Raw genomic sequence first — 14690 nt, forward strand, 5'->3', positions numbered from 1 at the left:
TCGGTCACTGGATGACCTGGATGACCTTCCGCGAGGAAGGTTCGACGATCACACGCTGATCGTTGACGATCGCATATGCATATTTCGGATCATCGGGAATTGGCGTCACGACGACGGTCTCCGGCAGGGGCTGGCCGACGACGACCTTCTCCTTCACCACGACGCGTTCGGTCGGGGTCGGAGCCTGCTGAACATAGGTCACAACCTGCTGAGGCGGCGGATCAATGACGCTACCTGCCACGCCGCCAACAATGCCGCCGACAGCCGCACCGACCGGGCCGCCGACGATCGCGCCCGTTGCAGCCCCACCAACGGCGCCTGTCACCGTCGATGACTGTGCAAAGGCAGATGTCGATGCCAGCAGGATACCGACGGCAATACCTACAACCTTGATATTCATTTGTTTTCCTCTTTAGATGCGGTTGGTTCCGCTGCAGAGCCAAACCGTCGAATAGAGGAACTGTTCCAAAGCTAAGACTTGATGCCGGGGCTCAGCCCGACCTTGGTCCTAACCGCATTTGCATATATTACTGCGTGGGGAAGCGGCTCAGCATCCGATCCTGGACGTTCTCGTGGCCAACGATCATCGCTGCAAGCGAGATGGCTTTCTCGCGGTCTGCGGCGTTTGTTATGTAGCCTTCGAGCAGGACCACCGCGCCGAGCATCCTGATCTCGATGGCACTGCTGCCGATATCCTGATCAGCGGAAAGCGCCGCTTTGATCGTCGCGATGGTCGAGGCCGAACTATGGCCTTGGGAGCAGCGCTCTTCGTGGTTGGCGTCGTCGGAACCGAACTTCATATCGTCCTCCTGTTCCGTCCCTCCACGGATCGTCATGTTACCTCAAATCTAATATGAGAAGCGGCCTCAAGGCCGCCAGCCCGACTTAAGTCCGTCTTTCCTTCGGCGCCATCCGGCTTAGGTTCTCCTGATCCTTGTTGAAAGGACATCAGGGAGGTTTTAGCCATGTTGCTGAACTCCAGTCAGAACCTCCCTGATGAAGCGTTGTCGATCCATGTCGGGCGCTTCTTGGGCATAAAGGGCGGCTATTAATGCAAACGGTTGGTATCGTGGATTGGCATGGAAGCGAAGATTTCGCCCCTCTTATGCTTGTGATGAGCGGTCAAGAAAAGCATCGGCTGATCCGATCACTATCGTCGATACGATGACCCAGCCGACTGTCGTCCTAGATCATAACCTCTGCGTGACGAGCGCCAATAACGCTTTCGTCCGGACCTTTGAGGTCGAGCGGGACGACATCCTGGGGCAAAGCTTCTTTGCTCTCGGCAACGGTCAATGGGACATAGCCGAGCTCCGGCACCTGATCGCGTCGGTTATCCCAAAAAGCCGCCGCCGTCATCGGCTTTGAAGTGACACATGACTTTCCCGCGATCGGGCAGCGAACGTTTATTGTCGATGCGCGCCGTCTCATTCATCCCGATAATAACAGCACCAACATCCTCATCCTCTTCGATGATGTCACGGAGCGCCGGCGCCACGACGCCGAGAAAGACTTCATCATTGCGGAGACACGGCATCGCCTGAGGAACCTGTTTGCGGTGAAACGCTCGATCGCTATGCAGACAAAAACCGAGGATCGCACTGCCACCGAATATCGCGACATCTTCCTCGCGCGGCTTGAAATCATGCTTCGCGCGCAGGAAATCGCATCCACAGGCGAGACCACCGATTTTGAAATGCTGCTGCGGCAATCGGTCAGCGAGCCCGGCGTTCGGCGTCTTACTGGCGGGAGAAGAACGGGTTCTCGGTCTCGCCGCCCAAGTACCGCGGTTATGGCACCGAGCTGATCGAGGGTACTTCCGCCCATCTCGGCGGAAAGGTGGACTTAAATACGATCCGGGTGGTTTGGCAGCCATGATTAAAATCCCGGTGTGAGAACAGATGGACGATCCTGCGGAAATCGATCTCGAAGGCAGGAGATGCGTCCTGGTGGTTGAAGACGAACTATTGATTTTGCCGCTGATTCTTGCTGGCAATTCTCCTGGTCCTCCTTCGTTGGGTTAGACGTCGGGAGCACGACGATGAAATATCTCTGGTTTTTCAACAGGCCGGATCGCAGGTTTCGTGATTCCGGAATGCTGGATCATTGGCATTCCTCCCCTACTGCGCCCGGTCCTAAACCTCGGGTTTCCGATTTCAATGGCTGGTGCGAAAGCGTACCAACCCCGAAAAGGATGGCGATCGAATGGATAAGGGAACCAACCCAGCGTGCTCCAGTTCGACAGGAAACCCACTCGCGCGCGGTACCTGAACCATGATACCCACCGCCTAGGCGCGGGCCGCCCGACCGAATTGCCAGGATAGCATGATCACCTTCAAGTCTTATTTAGGCGCCCTCATGAATTTGCTCAGCCGGATCGCCGGCAAAACGATCCTAATTGTCGGTGAGGCTGACTTCCTTCCCGCGGACGCGAGAAATGCGCTCGCTGCGCTTAAGGCAGCGGTGATCGGGCCAATCGTTGTCTCCAGCGCGATTCAACGCTTGACGGAGGAGCAGTTGTTCGACGCCGTAATCATCGACGTTACAATCCCCGACGAGGCCATGCTCTGGATGAACGAATGGCTGGAGGCACGGCGGATCCCTTTCATCTTTGCCCGTAATCGACGGTCGCAAGCGGCGCCTGGCGGCTTTGTGCTGAGCGGACTTTCCTCCGATATGAAACCCATCGTGGCAACACTGTTCGGCCCGGGCCGGCCCGATATTCACTGAGCTGTCCGCTTTTGCTGCCGGACGGGGCGCGGGAACCAAAGGGCGTTTTGCGAGTTGCGCTGATGAGCCGGGCTGTGACATGCCGCCCAGTTCGGAGTGCAGATGACAGAGATAACCATACAGCCGAGCGAGAACCATCTGCTGGCCCTCTTGCCGCAGAACGAGTACGCGGCTGTCGCCTCCCATCTTGAACCCTGCGAAACCCCTCACGGCTTTATTATCGTCCAGGCTTGTGCGCCGATCGATCATGCATATTTTCCGTGCTCGGGAGTGGGTTCGGTCATCAACATTTCGCCGGAGGGCAATCGTGTCGAGGGCGGATTGTTCGGCCGCGACGGATTTGCACCGACCGCGGCGGCGATCGGTGCGGGTATCAGCATCACCGAGGTCACTGTTCAGGTGCCGGGTTTCGCCTACCGGCTGCCGCAAGGGAAATTGCTGGATCTGATGAAAACTCAGCCTATCTTTGCCGGCCTGCTCCACAAGAGTGTGCATGTGCTGGCAGTCCAAGCGGGATTTACCGCCCTCTCCAACGCGGTCCACGAGGTTGATGAGCGGCTGGCGCGCTGGATTTTGATGTGCCACGACAGGATCGACGGCGACAAGCTCGCCCTCACGCACGAGTTCATCTCCGTGATGCTTGCAGTCAGGCGGCCGAGCGTCACCACGGCCTTGCATGTGCTTGAAGGCAACCTTTTCATCCGCTCCGTCCGCGGCCTGGTGATTATCAGAGATCGCGCAGGCCTGGAGGAGTTCGCAGCCGATGCCTACGGAAAGGCCGAGGAGGAATACGAGCGGCTGATCGGACCTCTGAGGAAATCGAAGCTCTAGATCCGCAACACCGAAACATCCGACCGCGGCCGTTCATCGAACATTTCGACCCAACCGGCGCGATTTATCGGTCGAAGGGTGCGACTTCGCGCGAACCGATGGAAGGCCCCGCCAGAAGCACAATCAGTCGATCGACCGGTTTTCTAGCAATAAGCTCAAGGACTGACGGGCGCGGTTGACGCGGCTTTTCAAGGTGCCTAGCCGGCAACCGCAAATTCTCGCTGCGTCTTCGTAACTCGTTCCGGCTGCGACTAGCGTCAGGGCGCGGCGCATGTCATCGGAAAGCCGCGTCAACGCCCGTTGTACCTCGCGCTCCCTGAGCGCCCACTCCTGGGCCGGCGCGACCGAGAGCTGTTCGATCGCAGCCTCCGTTCCAACCGGCTCCCGTTTCCGTCTACGATAATCGGTGCAGAACGTGTTTCGGAGAATGGTGAACAGCCAGGATTTCAGGGAGGTGCCGGGGTGATAGAGGTGAAGGGAATTCAACGCCCTCACCAAGGTTTCCTGCACGAGATCATCGATGTCGTCATCGCTGCGCAGAAACCTTCGGGCGAAGGCGCGCAACCTTGGTGTGAGCTCGACGATCTCGGCTTCGATCCTCGCGGCTTGGTCGGCAGGGGGCTTTCCGGTTTTGGGCGCATGGCTTTGAGCTGATAAAATTGTCATTTTTTCTTTCCTGAGATGAAGGGAAAGCTCCTTATCGAACGGACAGGCATTTCAGTCCCCAGCCAGCGCTGCAGCCCAGGTGATCCTCCGGATAAGCTCGAAGTCGTCGATGGCGTGTGGGACGGCGGCAAGATCCGGCAGCTCGTCGGCGTCCCCTCAGCACTCACGCCGGACAACGCGCCGGAGGAATTGTTCGAGATCGCAGAGAAGCTCTGCAAGTTCTCATTGACAAATGCCGATGGGCTCTACGTTATCGACGCGATGATGCCGATTTGAGGCGGGCAACCGCCTCTCGATTCTATCCTTGCCATCTTTGTGAGCTTTTCACCCGGCACCACGGAATATCGGCGCGGTCCAGGGATTGCTCGTCGCCGTTCCCGGGCGAAGCACATCATTTCGTATCCCGCCGCGTGGGAAACACTTCCACGACTTGGGTAACGCGCGCCTGGAAGACCGGCTTGCCGCCACCATGTCGCTTTCCCATGATGCAACTCAACTCAGTCGGCCTTGACAGCCCGGAACTTGCGCACTCTCGCATGCGATCCGCAGGTTTTGTCAGAGCACCATCGCCTGTGACCGCCGCGAGATCGGTCCAGGAAAAGCCAGCCACAATTGGGACCCTGGCAGGCACGCACAGGACGGCCTCGGTCTCGCGACGTCAGCAGTTCGGCAGCCAAGTGGGCGACACGATTGCTGATCGCATCCAAGTCTTTGGCGTCCGCACGACGCCACTCGATGTTGCCTGCAACGCGGCGCAGTGATCGCTGTGACTGCGCATGTCGGGCCATGTCGGCGACAAGCTCCAGATCGTCCTCGCTGATCGAGCTTTCGTCAACCTCGGCCAGGAACAAGCGGCAGAGAGCTTCCCGAAGTTCCTTTGCCCGGCCAAGTTCATGTTCCGCGTCAGATGTCGATCTGCCAGCGTTGACGAGCAGGATGCGGCGTTCCTCGTCATCGATGACACCGAGACGACAAGCCCAAGCCACCAAGTCATCATAGCTATTCAGGAAATCCGGCCCCCATCGTTCACCGCGACTGTCGACCGTATTGACGAAGTCAAGCGCCGGGTGACCGCCTGGAAGGCCGACGTCATTGATCGACTTTTGCGGGCTCATGACTTGAAAAACGCTCCGCGGAACGATTTGGGCAAGGCCGAGTTGTAACGGGATAAACAATTTTTAACCGTTACAGAAGTGAGACTCCCATGCACATCGGGCTCAACAAAAATCAGCTCCGTTTTTTCATGCTGTGCTCCATCTGGGGAAGCACCTGGATCGGGACCAAGGCGGGCATCGAAGCCGTGCCGCCCCTGCTGTTTGCCGGGACGCGTTTCACCGCTGCCGGCTTGTTGCTCCTTCTATACGCTTCGACAAAAGGCCAAATCACGCGGCTGAAGGCGCAAGATGGCTTTCGTTGCGCGGCCGTCAGCCTGCTGATGCGAGATTGCAACCGCACGACATCTCCTTCCGTAGGGATAGTCGATGCGACCGTCCGGGCCGCGGAGATTTCATCGCGGGGGCGACAGCGCGCGGGACCTGGGAACAAAGCCGGCCAGTCAAGGTTCGTGAGTGCGGCGACCGCCGCTTCAGCCATGGGAGGCTTCAATGTCAAACGAATTCGCAGAAACGGGAGGCGGGGCAAGGCCGTCCTCCGAGACATCATCGCAGTCACCGGGCGCGCGGTCCTCGCCCCAAACTTCCGCGTCACTCGCGGGCTTGAAAGACAAGCTGGCTGATGACATGGCCGCCGCCAAGAACACCATAAAGGAGGGCGCCGATACCACACTTGAGAAGGTCAACGAGGTGGTTTCCGAGCAAGCGAACTTCGCGGCTCGCCAAGTCGGGGGCGTAGCAACGGCCCTTGAAAAAGTTGGCGCTGAACTGGAAGCATCCGACCAACCGGAAGTCGGACGCTATGCCCGGCAGATCGGACGGAGCGTTCAAAGGGTCGCGAAGCAGATGCAGAACAAAGACATCGGCCAAATCGCGGCGATGGCTGAGGAATTCGGCCGCCGGGAGCCGCTAGCATTTCTGGGCATTGCAGCACTTGCAGGATTGAGCGCAAGCAGATTTCTGACCGCGTCAGCCAAGCGATCGCCCATGGAAGCAACGAGGGGGACGCTCCCGGTTACCCCTGCGGCGCCCTCTGTGACCGGAGGCTACACCAATGGCTAAATCTCCCGATAGCATTCCCCTCTCAGAGCTCGTTGGCGGTCTCTTGGCTGATGTCACCGGCCTGCTGCGGAAGGAAATTGATCTTGCGAAGACCGAGGTGTCCGAAAAGGTCTCGCAAGCGCTCAACGGCGTAGAAGTAATTATTTTCGGGCTTGTCCTCGCGATTGGCGCTGTGGCGGTCCTGTTGAGCGCCCTGGTTGCTGGGCTTGCGGCCTTCCTGGTGACTCAGGGGTTCACCGAGGCAGGCGCCGGTGCGCTGGCCTCTCTTATCGTCGGCGTGGTCATCGCTCTCATCGCATGGGCGATGGTTTCGCGAGGCCTCGCTGCCCTTCGTGGAAGTAATATGAAACTCGATCGGACCGCGACCTCGCTTCGTCGCGACGTCGACGTTGTGAAGGAAAAAATCTGATGGGAACTTCAACCGAAAAAACATCCGCCGACCTTCAGCGAGAGATCGATCAAGATCGCCAGCGCATCGGAGATCGCATCGACGCTCTTCAGGAACGGATGTCGCCTGGCCAGTTGGTCGATGAGGTCCTTGCTTACGCTAAGGGCAGCGGCGGGGGAGAGTATGTCCGCAACCTTAGCCAAGCACTGAAGGCAAATCCACTACCCGTCGCGTTGATCGGCGTGAGCCTTGCCTGGCTCATGGCCAAAGGAGCCCCGGCAAGCCCGCCTACCGGCTACGAGCCCGAACCTGAATACCCGCTGTATCCCGCCAATGGCCCGGTTCGCCGTCTCGGTCCTCCTGAGATCGAGAACGGAAGCCGCTACAGTCTTTTTGCAGATAGCTCCGGCAAGAGGCTGAAGGCGCTGACCAATGAGACGGGGCACCGCGCGGGGCACTTCGTCGATGAAGCAGGCAAGACTTATCGCGGGTTTGCGGATGCCACCGGCAGACACGTCGATCAAATCGCCGATGAAACGGGCGCAATGTTCGACTCCGCAACTGGGTGGGCGGCGGAGAGATGGGAGCAGGCAAAAAGCGCGGCAAGCGATATAGGTGCACGTGCGTCGGCGGCCGCCAATTCGCTCTCTGCCCGATCGTCTTCAGCGGCGACCAGTCTCCAAGACCAAACGAGCAGGCTCAACCAGGTGATCCTCACGCAGTTCCGCGATCAGCCACTGGTTGGGGGTGCCCTGGCTTTTGCCGTGGGCGCGGCTATCGGCGCAGCGTTGCCGCATACCGACGTCGAAGATGAGTTGCTTGGCGAGGTCTCCGATTCGACCACGGACGAACTCGGCGCTCGCGCGCTGGACCTTATCGACCAAGGCAAAGAGACGGCGACGGAGTTCTACGAAAAGGCCGCTGAAGTCGCGTCAGACGCCCACGACGCCGTTAAGGATCGTGTCGTCGCTGAGGTCGACGCGTTCAAGGCAGGTATGCAGGACAGTGATCGCCCATCAATTTAAAAGTCGGACTGACGGCGGCGCGAAATCGCCGCCGTCCCGTCTGTGTTGATTAAATCCGCTAGAGCAGCGACGTTCCGATGGTCATCAACGCACCGCTCGCTCGCCAAGTTCGTTACGAATTGTCGTGGCAGCAACCCCTGCCTGCCCCATGGCATGGCTGATCTGGTCAAGACCGGCAACGACGTCTCCAGCGGCGAAAAATCCAGACACCGTGGTTCCTTGATGACCATCAACGCGAACACATCCTTCGTCTGAGAGCCTCGCTCCGATACGGGATGCCAAGGTCGAACATGTGTCGGATCCGAGAGCCGGATATATGGACGCGAATGAGTAGCTTGCCGTCGGCGTAGTAATGCGGATCGTATCATTGTCCGGCTCGATCGCGGCAACGGGACCTGCCACAACTATTATTCCATGTTCGGCCAGCGACAGCGCCTCGGTTTCGGACAAATCATGTACGCTCTTGGGCGATACTAGCGTCAGGTCCCTTGTGTAACTTCGCAGGAAAATGGCCTCCCTGAACCCTTTTCCTCCAGTTCCAATAACGCCAACGGACTTGTCGGTGACCTCAAAGCCGTCACAGACGGGACAGTAACGTATAAGGCCGCGAGCCACGGCGTCATCATGGGTTGCCTTTGGCATAGCGGACCGGCGGTTGACGACGCCGGTAGCCAAAAGAACTGTCCGAGAGCGGATGCTGCCGTTATAGAATTCCGCCGCAAACATGTTGTCGACTTTGCGCAGCGTCGTGATCGTCCGGCTTCGAATGGCTGCCCCGTACCGCTTGGCCTGGGCCTTCATTCTCGCCAGCAGCTCGATGCCGCTGATGCCGTCCGGGAATCCGGCGTGGTTGTGCGACATAGGGATCATGGAAGCTCGGCTGGAGTGATCGTGGAAGACCGTTACCGAAAGATGGAAGCGGGCCAGATAAATCGCCGCGGTGAGGCCAGCCGGACCACCTCCAATGACCACGCAGTCCTTCACTTCGTCTTATAAATGCGTTCGTCGTCAATGCCATTCTGCATCCTGCTGCTCCAGTGTTTGACGACATGGCCAACCCGAGCAAACGGCAATAGTTCCACATCCGCTAACAACAACCCTCGATGCATCGAAAATCTTCGGCTGGCGCTTGCGTCATCTCCGCACTGAAATTGGTAAGAGCGATCATTACCGACGCTTATAAAAGGGCCGGGCAAAGCCCTGGAATCGTGGCATATCCACGAACAGGCTAATTAGCGATTGCCGCCACTGGAGTTTTCGCCGCCCTTTTTGCCGGCTTCGGAGGCGCGCTCCGGATCGTTCTTGAAGTTGCCGCCCGATGCTTGACCGCCTTTGCTGGCAATCTCCTTCTGCTTTTCATCATCCATCGATGCGAAGCCGCGCTTGGACGTATCGCCGCCGGACTGGTTTCCACTTTGGTTTGCCATTCTATTTCTCCTTACTCAGGGATCATTCCCTGGTAAGCGAACCTCAAATACCCGATAAGGTTTCCTGTTGGTCTTGCACCGTACGGAGTCGACTGGACACCTTTCAAACGGGCCTACTCTACGCCGCAAACGAGTTATCGAGCAGCGTCCCTCAGGCGATAAGCCTCAACAACTCCAACCGCGATGCGGGTTTTGAGATAAAGGCGACGCCCGTTTCAAGGTCGTCATGAGACAGCGCGATAAGGCCGGAAGTGACAATGACCTTGGTAGACGGCCAGTCCGCCCTGACTTTCTTGACAAGGCCTAGGCCATCCATGGAACCTGGCATATCGATGTCAGTGAACAGCGTGTCGATGTCGTTCCGTCTGAGGAAGACCAAAGCCTCGTCCGCGTTCGCAGCCTCGAGAACCCGGTGCCCAGCCCGCTCGAGAATATCGACCGTATCGTAGCGAAGTATAGGTTCGTCCTCAACGACCAGAACGTTTGAACCGCTTTGGGCCTTCAACGGTTCGGCCCGCGTGCGATCAATCACTTCCTGCCCATCGCAAGAGGCCTTGGTCTCCTCCAGGAGTCGCCGCTCCAGCACGGCCTGCTGCCAGTGTACTTCATCCCCCCCCGAACGGGCGGCCCGCCAGTTCCCACAAGGCATAAGCTCGCGTTGCGATCCATTCGTCAGCGTTACCGGTCATCGTCCCTGGTCCTCTAATCACAGTGCTTCGAGCGAGACTAATTTCCGAAAACACATCCGGCTTCACCTGCCTCGCCAACCGCGCCGCACTAAACCTCGAAAGGCTTGAACGGGTTCCTCGCTCTGCGAAACATTTTGAGCGTCGACAGCAACCGAAGTCGGGTCTGTGCTGCGAATGAAACTCGCCGCGTGGATCGAAGGAGGCGGCTCGGGCTGAGGGCTTGCAAAGCGAGTCGGGCGAGCCGCAGCAAGCGCGAAGACGACGGGCCGGGAGCAACCTTGTCGCCTCGCCTCAAGCGCAACACTTGGAGGTGCTAGTCGATGGGCCGCAGCAGCCAGTCTTGGCCCTGTCCTCGGCCAGCCAGCGATCCCCCAGCTTGCAGCTTGCGGGTCTCGCGGCGAGAGCGACCTCGAACACACCGGAAGTGAGTTCCGGCACAGATGCACAATAGAGAGCCATTGGCTTCACGCCATCGCTGACTTCGAATGTGAGCTTCGCCGATGGCTCGCGTTGACATGATCAGAAACCTTGCGAATGATCGCGGAGAACTTGCCTGCCGGCATGTGGGTTCTGGTTCTGTCGTCCTCATCGATATCCCAGAGCTGGACGAAAATCTTGGACCGAGCCTCCGGATTAGTACCGCAATCCATCGCCGAGAACTGTCCGGCCTTGACCTCGGTGACATGATAGCCGGACCGGATGGACTTGCCATTATAGGCGAATACGAGCGGGGCATCCGGTGCTACCGCCAAGACATCGAGGAGATGGCCGAGGGTGATGTCGGAAGAACTGTAAGTTCCTCATGGAGGACTGCTGTGGCGGACATCCCATCATCCGCGAAAGTGTCGAGCAGTCCGAAGGCTGCTGCACGACCGATGCTGCCAGGAGCGAGGGGGACGTCGTTGCGTAATCCGAATGTCCCGGTCGGCATCATTGCCGCGCTCGGCCTGACCCAAATCGTCGGTTACGGCACCCTCTACTATAGCTTCAGCATCCTGGCACCCCGCATGGCGGCGGACCTCGCCATCACCGTCACGCACGTCTTCGCTATCTTCTCCGCGTCGCTCTTCGTTGGCGGTTTGTCAGCGCCGTAAATCGGCCGGCAGATGGACGGCATCGGGGCATCGACCGTTATGGCGGTCGGCTCGGCGCTATCGGCGCCGACCTTGATCCTTTGTGCTTGGTCACCGTCGGTGGCGATCTTCGCCCTTGCCGTCGTCCTCATGGAAATTTCTTCCGGTATGGTCCAGTACCAAGCCGCCTTCGCGGCGCTGGTGGAGGCCGATCCCCGGTCCGCGTCGCGGAGTATCACCTATCTCACGCTGATTGCCGGGTTTGCCTCCACGATCTTCTGGCCGATCGCCACGGCTCTGCTTGGCGATCTCTCATGGCGCGAGATCTATCTGGTTTATGCCGGGCTCAACCTTGCCATCTGCATGCCGTTGCACATCTGATCATGCGGAAGGGAAAGAATGGCGCCACAAGCGGGCAAAGACTGATGCGCGAGCCCGTCGTCGGGGCAATCCCACATGAGCGACGACGGGGCGCCGTAGTTGCCGTGTCGGCCGCATTTGCGCTGCTCGGCTTCACCTTGGGGGCCATGTTGGCGCATATGGTGCCGATGCTTGGAACGCTCGGCTTCGGAAGTGCTGCCGTCGTCATCGGCTCCCTGTTCGGTCCGGCGCAGGTGCTCAGCCGCCTGATCAACATGATCTTCGGGGCACGGCTCGCACCACCCGGCCTTGCGGTCGTCTCCGCGACCTTCATGGTCCTCAGCGTCGTCATTCTGGCGTCATCCGGCAACTGGATCCCCGGCGCGGTCGCCTTCTCGATCTGCCTCGGTCTCGGATCGGGCATCAACAGCATCGCGCAGGGCAGCTTGCCCCTCTACCTGTTCGGCTCGGATGGATACGGTGCGCTCACAGGCAAGATGGCGGCAGCGAGACTGGCTGCCGGTGCTGCGGCCCCCTTTGTCTTTGCGGCGACGATGGAGCAGTTCGGCATAGGCGCGTCGCTCGTCCTGAGCGCAGCTCTCGGCTCCATCGGTATTGCCGCATTTGCGGCGGTTGCGATGGCGACGAAGCGAACTCTCGTCGCCGCCCCAAGCCCATCAAATTGACCCCAGCAACACGCGCTTCTCCAGCTCGGCCGCCTGCTCCTTTCGCTCGCTGTAGCGGTTGGTCAGATAGGTGGAAGCGTCGCGGGTCAGTAGAGTGAACTTTACCAGCTCCTCGCAGACGTCCACGACTCGGTCGTAATAGGACGAGGGCTTCATGCGGCCATCGGCGTCGAATTCCTGATAGGCCTTGGCGACCGAGGACTGGTTAGGAATGGTGATCATCCGCATCCAGCGACCGAGAATCCGCATCTGGTTCACCGCATTGAAGGACTGGCTACCCCAGATACCTCGATGACGGCGAGTGTCTTTCCCTGGGTTGGCCGGACCGATCCGACCGAAAGCGGAATCCAGTCGATCTGTGACTTCATGATACCGGTCATCGCGCCATGGCGTTCCGGGCTCACCCAGACCTGTCCTTCCGACCATTGCGAAAGTTCGCGCAGTTCCTGCACCTTCGGATGGCTGGCCGGTGCTTCGTCGGGAAGCGGCAGGCCCTTCGGATCGAAGATGCGGACCTCGCATCCGAGCCGTTCGAGCAGTCGACGGACCTCGAACGCAAGGAGACGGCTATACGACACCTTCTCGAAGCGATCCATAGAGGACCAAAATGCGAGGCTTGTGTGTCGAGAATGCCGGCCGCAAGGCATCGAGGTCGACGGACTGAAGGTGCTCGCCGTGCAGGGCGGGGAATGTATCAGGCAATTCGCTTTCCTTCCTGGTCGATGACCTGCTCGCCATCCTCCTTGAAGAGCGGTCCCTTGAAGGTGTCAGGCAGGATGTCGAGCACAGCTTCGGACGGGCGAGCGAGTCTTGTGCCGAGGGGCGTCACGACGAACGGTCGGTTGATCAGGATCGGCGTCGTGATCATCGCATCGAGCAACTGGTCATCGGTCAGGTCTGGGTTGTCGAGACCGAGATCCGCATATGGCGAGCCTTTGTCGCGGATGGCCTCGCGAACAGTCAGGTGGGCGTCTGCGATCATCGTCGCAAGCTGCTCACGCGTCGGTGGGTTCTGCAAATACTCAATGACAACAGGCTCGATTCCGGCTGCGCGGATCAGCTCCAGCGTGTTGCGGGACGTCCCGCAGGACGGATTGTGGTAGATGGTGACATTCATAGTTTTGCCTCCGATGAGACTGTCGATGAGGTGGACGGCTGCAGGAGCCAGGTGAACAGCGCAAGTGCGAGAACCGCACTGGCAATCTCGGCGACCCAGAAACCAGGCAGATCGATAGGGCGAATGCCTGAGAAGGTGTTTGTCAGTGACCGGGCCAACGCGACGGCGGGGTTGGCGAAGGACGTCGACGCGGTGAACCAGTAGGCTGCGGTGATGTAGAGCCCGACGAGCCACGGCACTGCTCTCTGCTCGAACTTGATTCCGGCAAGGATCACTGCAACCAGCCCGAAGGTTGCAACGCCCTCGGAGAACCACTGGGCGCCACCCGTCCGCACCTTGCTCGACAGTTCGATCAGCGGCAGACCGAACATCAGGTGCGCCACGATTGTCCCGACCACGCCGCCCGCGATCTGCGCCAGCACATATCCCCCGATGTCGCGCATCGGCAGTGACCGGGACATCGCAAAGACCATCGACACGGCCGGATTGAAGTGAGCGCCAGAGATCGGCCCGAGGATCGTGATCAGCACCACCAGGATAGCGCCTGTCGCCAGCGTATTGCCGAGTAGCGCCAGGTCAACGTCCTGCGTCAGCGATGTTGCCATTGTGCCCGATCCGACCACAGTCGCGACCAGCATTGCGGTCCCCAGTCCCTCGGCAACCAGCCGCCGCCGTAGATCGAACCCGTCCATCAGTTTGCCTTCGGCTGCGTGATGCTGGCACCTTCCATGGCGCTGATCTGACGGAGGTGTGTTTCCAGCGCAAGCTTGTCGAGCGAGGTCAGCGGCAGGCTGATGAAGGACATGATCCGGCTCTTGAGGAAGCGGGCAGCCTGGGCGAAGGCACGCTTGATCTCGACTTCGGTCCCGACGACGGCGGCGGGATCCTCGACGCCCCAATGTGCGGTCATCGGATGCCCGATCCAGATCGGGCAAGCTTCGCCGGCTGCGCTGTCGCAGACGGTGAAGATGAAGTCCATCTGCGGCGCGCCTTGTTCGGCGAACACATCCCAGCTCTTCGACGAGAACGCCATCGACGGATAGCCGAACGCCGCCAGCTCCTTCAGGGCGCGCGGATTCCGTTGGGAGAGCGCCAGCAAAGGCGGGCGCTGAGGATCGAAACGACCATCCAAGTGCGATCTCGTCCTCATCAGAACAGCGTGTCCGCCGCCGGCCTTGGCGATTTCCGTCCGAACGAGTTGAGGGTCGAGCCTTTGGCTTGTCTCCATCCAGACTAGGGAACCCTGCCAGTCATAGAAGACGTTTGCTTTCGCTTCTCGACGAATGGCAACGACGAAACGATGAGCCGACATTGCCGGCATAGAGATTCGCCAGAGGAATGACGTGCGGTCGCCGGAAAATGGGATCACATGACGGATTGAGTGGGCCGCCTGGACTCGAAGCTCTGCGGGAGAAAGTGCATTGGTTCGATGAGGTCATCATACTCGGCCGCGATCGGCCGCAAAATTCATGCTGCGGGTGCAGCTATGCGCCGGAGGCATTGCTTCCTCAGAATACTCCCAAA

General features: G+C 59.4%; 20 protein-coding genes and 4 pseudogenes. 11 read left to right on the forward strand and 13 right to left on the reverse strand.

Features of this window, described 5'->3' with window-relative positions; translation table 11 throughout:
* Positions 1–4: 4 nt before the first annotated feature.
* Positions 5–400, reverse strand: a complete 396-nt coding sequence (locus tag FFM81_RS26620) for a DUF1236 domain-containing protein (RefSeq protein WP_173883857.1) — start codon at positions 398–400, stop codon at positions 5–7.
* A gap of 127 nt (positions 401–527) precedes the next feature.
* Positions 528–800 (reverse strand): BON domain-containing protein, encoded by a 273-nt coding sequence (locus tag FFM81_RS26625; protein ID WP_173883858.1) that lies wholly within the window; start codon positions 798–800, stop codon positions 528–530.
* Positions 801–1051: 251 nt separating this feature from the next.
* Between FFM81_RS26625 and FFM81_RS32915 the strand changes: the two are divergent.
* The 5 genes and pseudogenes from FFM81_RS32915 to FFM81_RS26640 all read left to right on the forward strand — a co-directional run.
* Positions 1052–1162 (forward strand): annotated as a pseudogene (locus FFM81_RS32915) (DUF982 domain-containing protein); the annotation flags it as partial.
* Between the two features lie 2 nt (positions 1163–1164).
* Positions 1165–1368 (forward strand): PAS domain-containing protein, encoded by a 204-nt coding sequence (locus FFM81_RS33265; protein WP_343073721.1) that lies wholly within the window; start codon positions 1165–1167, stop codon positions 1366–1368.
* A 208-nt stretch (positions 1369–1576) separates the two neighbouring features.
* Entirely contained in the window at positions 1577–1807 is a 231-nt protein-coding gene (locus FFM81_RS33270; protein WP_343073726.1) for a hypothetical protein, read from the forward strand.
* 518 nt (positions 1808–2325) lie between these two features.
* Positions 2326–2730, forward strand: a complete 405-nt coding sequence (locus FFM81_RS26635; protein WP_246401269.1) for a hypothetical protein — start codon at positions 2326–2328, stop codon at positions 2728–2730.
* Positions 2731–2832: 102 nt separating this feature from the next.
* The gene (locus tag FFM81_RS26640) at positions 2833–3561 is read left to right on the forward strand and encodes a Crp/Fnr family transcriptional regulator (protein ID WP_138385665.1); all 729 of its coding nucleotides are present in this window, start codon (positions 2833–2835) and stop codon (positions 3559–3561) included.
* A 123-nt stretch (positions 3562–3684) separates the two neighbouring features.
* Here the strand turns inward: FFM81_RS26640 and FFM81_RS26645 are convergent, their stop codons facing one another.
* Complete coding sequence (locus tag FFM81_RS26645) at positions 3685–4227, reverse strand: sigma-70 family RNA polymerase sigma factor (protein WP_138385664.1); 543 nt, start codon at positions 4225–4227, stop codon at positions 3685–3687.
* A gap of 15 nt (positions 4228–4242) precedes the next feature.
* Here FFM81_RS26645 and FFM81_RS26650 point away from each other — a divergent pair, with 15 nt between their 5' ends.
* Positions 4243–4503: a hypothetical protein gene (locus FFM81_RS26650; RefSeq protein WP_425504979.1), complete on the forward strand. Its 261-nt coding sequence runs from the start codon at positions 4243–4245 to the stop codon at positions 4501–4503.
* A gap of 221 nt (positions 4504–4724) precedes the next feature.
* Here the strand turns inward: FFM81_RS26650 and FFM81_RS26655 are convergent, their stop codons facing one another.
* Positions 4725–5342, reverse strand: a complete 618-nt coding sequence (locus FFM81_RS26655; protein WP_138385663.1) for a CGNR zinc finger domain-containing protein — start codon at positions 5340–5342, stop codon at positions 4725–4727.
* Between the two features lie 89 nt (positions 5343–5431).
* On the opposite strand from FFM81_RS26655, the gene FFM81_RS32920 reads away from it, so the two are divergent.
* The 4 genes from FFM81_RS32920 to FFM81_RS26675 are packed head-to-tail and all read left to right on the forward strand — an operon-like array spanning position 5432 to position 7814.
* Positions 5432–5962 (forward strand): hypothetical protein, encoded by a 531-nt coding sequence (locus FFM81_RS32920; RefSeq protein WP_246401271.1) that lies wholly within the window; start codon positions 5432–5434, stop codon positions 5960–5962.
* Complete coding sequence (locus tag FFM81_RS26665; RefSeq protein WP_425504980.1) at positions 5943–6401, forward strand: nutrient deprivation-induced protein; 459 nt, start codon at positions 5943–5945, stop codon at positions 6399–6401. Before FFM81_RS32920 ends, FFM81_RS26665 begins: the two co-directional genes overlap by 20 nt.
* Complete coding sequence (locus FFM81_RS26670) at positions 6394–6810, forward strand: phage holin family protein (protein WP_138385661.1); 417 nt, start codon at positions 6394–6396, stop codon at positions 6808–6810. Before FFM81_RS26665 ends, FFM81_RS26670 begins: the two co-directional genes overlap by 8 nt.
* Positions 6810–7814, forward strand: coding sequence for a DUF3618 domain-containing protein (locus tag FFM81_RS26675; RefSeq protein ID WP_138385660.1), 1005 nt, complete (start codon positions 6810–6812; stop codon positions 7812–7814). The genes FFM81_RS26670 and FFM81_RS26675 overlap by 1 nt, the downstream gene beginning before the upstream one ends.
* Positions 7815–7898: 84 nt before the next feature.
* Here the strand turns inward: FFM81_RS26675 and FFM81_RS26680 are convergent, their stop codons facing one another.
* The 5 genes and pseudogenes from FFM81_RS26680 to FFM81_RS32930 form a co-directional block, all read right to left on the reverse strand.
* On the reverse strand, positions 7899–8798 hold the full coding sequence (locus FFM81_RS26680; RefSeq protein ID WP_138385659.1) for an NAD(P)/FAD-dependent oxidoreductase: 900 nt from the start codon (positions 8796–8798) through the stop codon (positions 7899–7901).
* A 248-nt stretch (positions 8799–9046) separates the two neighbouring features.
* Complete coding sequence (locus tag FFM81_RS26685; protein WP_138385658.1) at positions 9047–9241, reverse strand: con-10 family general stress protein; 195 nt, start codon at positions 9239–9241, stop codon at positions 9047–9049.
* 151 nt (positions 9242–9392) lie between these two features.
* Positions 9393–9827 carry a response regulator gene (locus tag FFM81_RS26690; RefSeq protein WP_246401276.1) on the reverse strand — a complete coding sequence of 145 codons (435 nt, stop codon included), beginning with the start codon at positions 9825–9827 and terminating at the stop codon, positions 9393–9395.
* A 19-nt stretch (positions 9828–9846) separates the two neighbouring features.
* The gene (locus FFM81_RS32925; protein ID WP_246401353.1) at positions 9847–9930 is read right to left on the reverse strand and encodes a DUF2934 domain-containing protein; all 84 of its coding nucleotides are present in this window, start codon (positions 9928–9930) and stop codon (positions 9847–9849) included.
* A gap of 291 nt (positions 9931–10221) precedes the next feature.
* Positions 10222–10709 (reverse strand): annotated as a pseudogene (locus FFM81_RS32930) (DUF6428 family protein).
* Positions 10710–10805: 96 nt separating this feature from the next.
* Here FFM81_RS32930 and arsK point away from each other — a divergent pair.
* Positions 10806–12049 (forward strand): annotated as a pseudogene (gene arsK / locus FFM81_RS26695) (arsenite efflux MFS transporter ArsK).
* Here arsK and arsH read toward each other — a convergent pair.
* The 4 genes and pseudogenes from arsH to FFM81_RS26715 form a co-directional block, all read right to left on the reverse strand.
* Positions 12041–12787, reverse strand: a pseudogene (arsH, locus tag FFM81_RS26700) (arsenical resistance protein ArsH). The pseudogenes arsK and arsH sit on opposite strands and share 9 nt — an antisense overlap.
* Positions 12744–13166 (reverse strand): arsenate reductase (glutaredoxin), encoded by a 423-nt coding sequence (gene arsC, locus FFM81_RS26705; protein WP_138385657.1) that lies wholly within the window; start codon positions 13164–13166, stop codon positions 12744–12746. The pseudogene arsH and the gene arsC overlap by 44 nt, the downstream one beginning before the upstream one ends.
* Positions 13163–13858, reverse strand: a complete 696-nt coding sequence (locus FFM81_RS26710) for an MIP/aquaporin family protein (protein WP_138385656.1) — start codon at positions 13856–13858, stop codon at positions 13163–13165. Before FFM81_RS26710 ends, arsC begins: the two co-directional genes overlap by 4 nt.
* On the reverse strand, positions 13858–14394 hold the full coding sequence (locus FFM81_RS26715) for a low molecular weight phosphatase family protein (RefSeq protein WP_425504985.1): 537 nt from the start codon (positions 14392–14394) through the stop codon (positions 13858–13860). The genes FFM81_RS26710 and FFM81_RS26715 overlap by 1 nt, the downstream gene beginning before the upstream one ends.
* Positions 14395–14690: the final 296 nt, after the last annotated feature.

This window comes from Rhizobium hidalgonense, from assembly GCF_005862185.2.
Lineage (GTDB): Bacteria > Pseudomonadota > Alphaproteobacteria > Rhizobiales > Rhizobiaceae > Rhizobium > Rhizobium hidalgonense.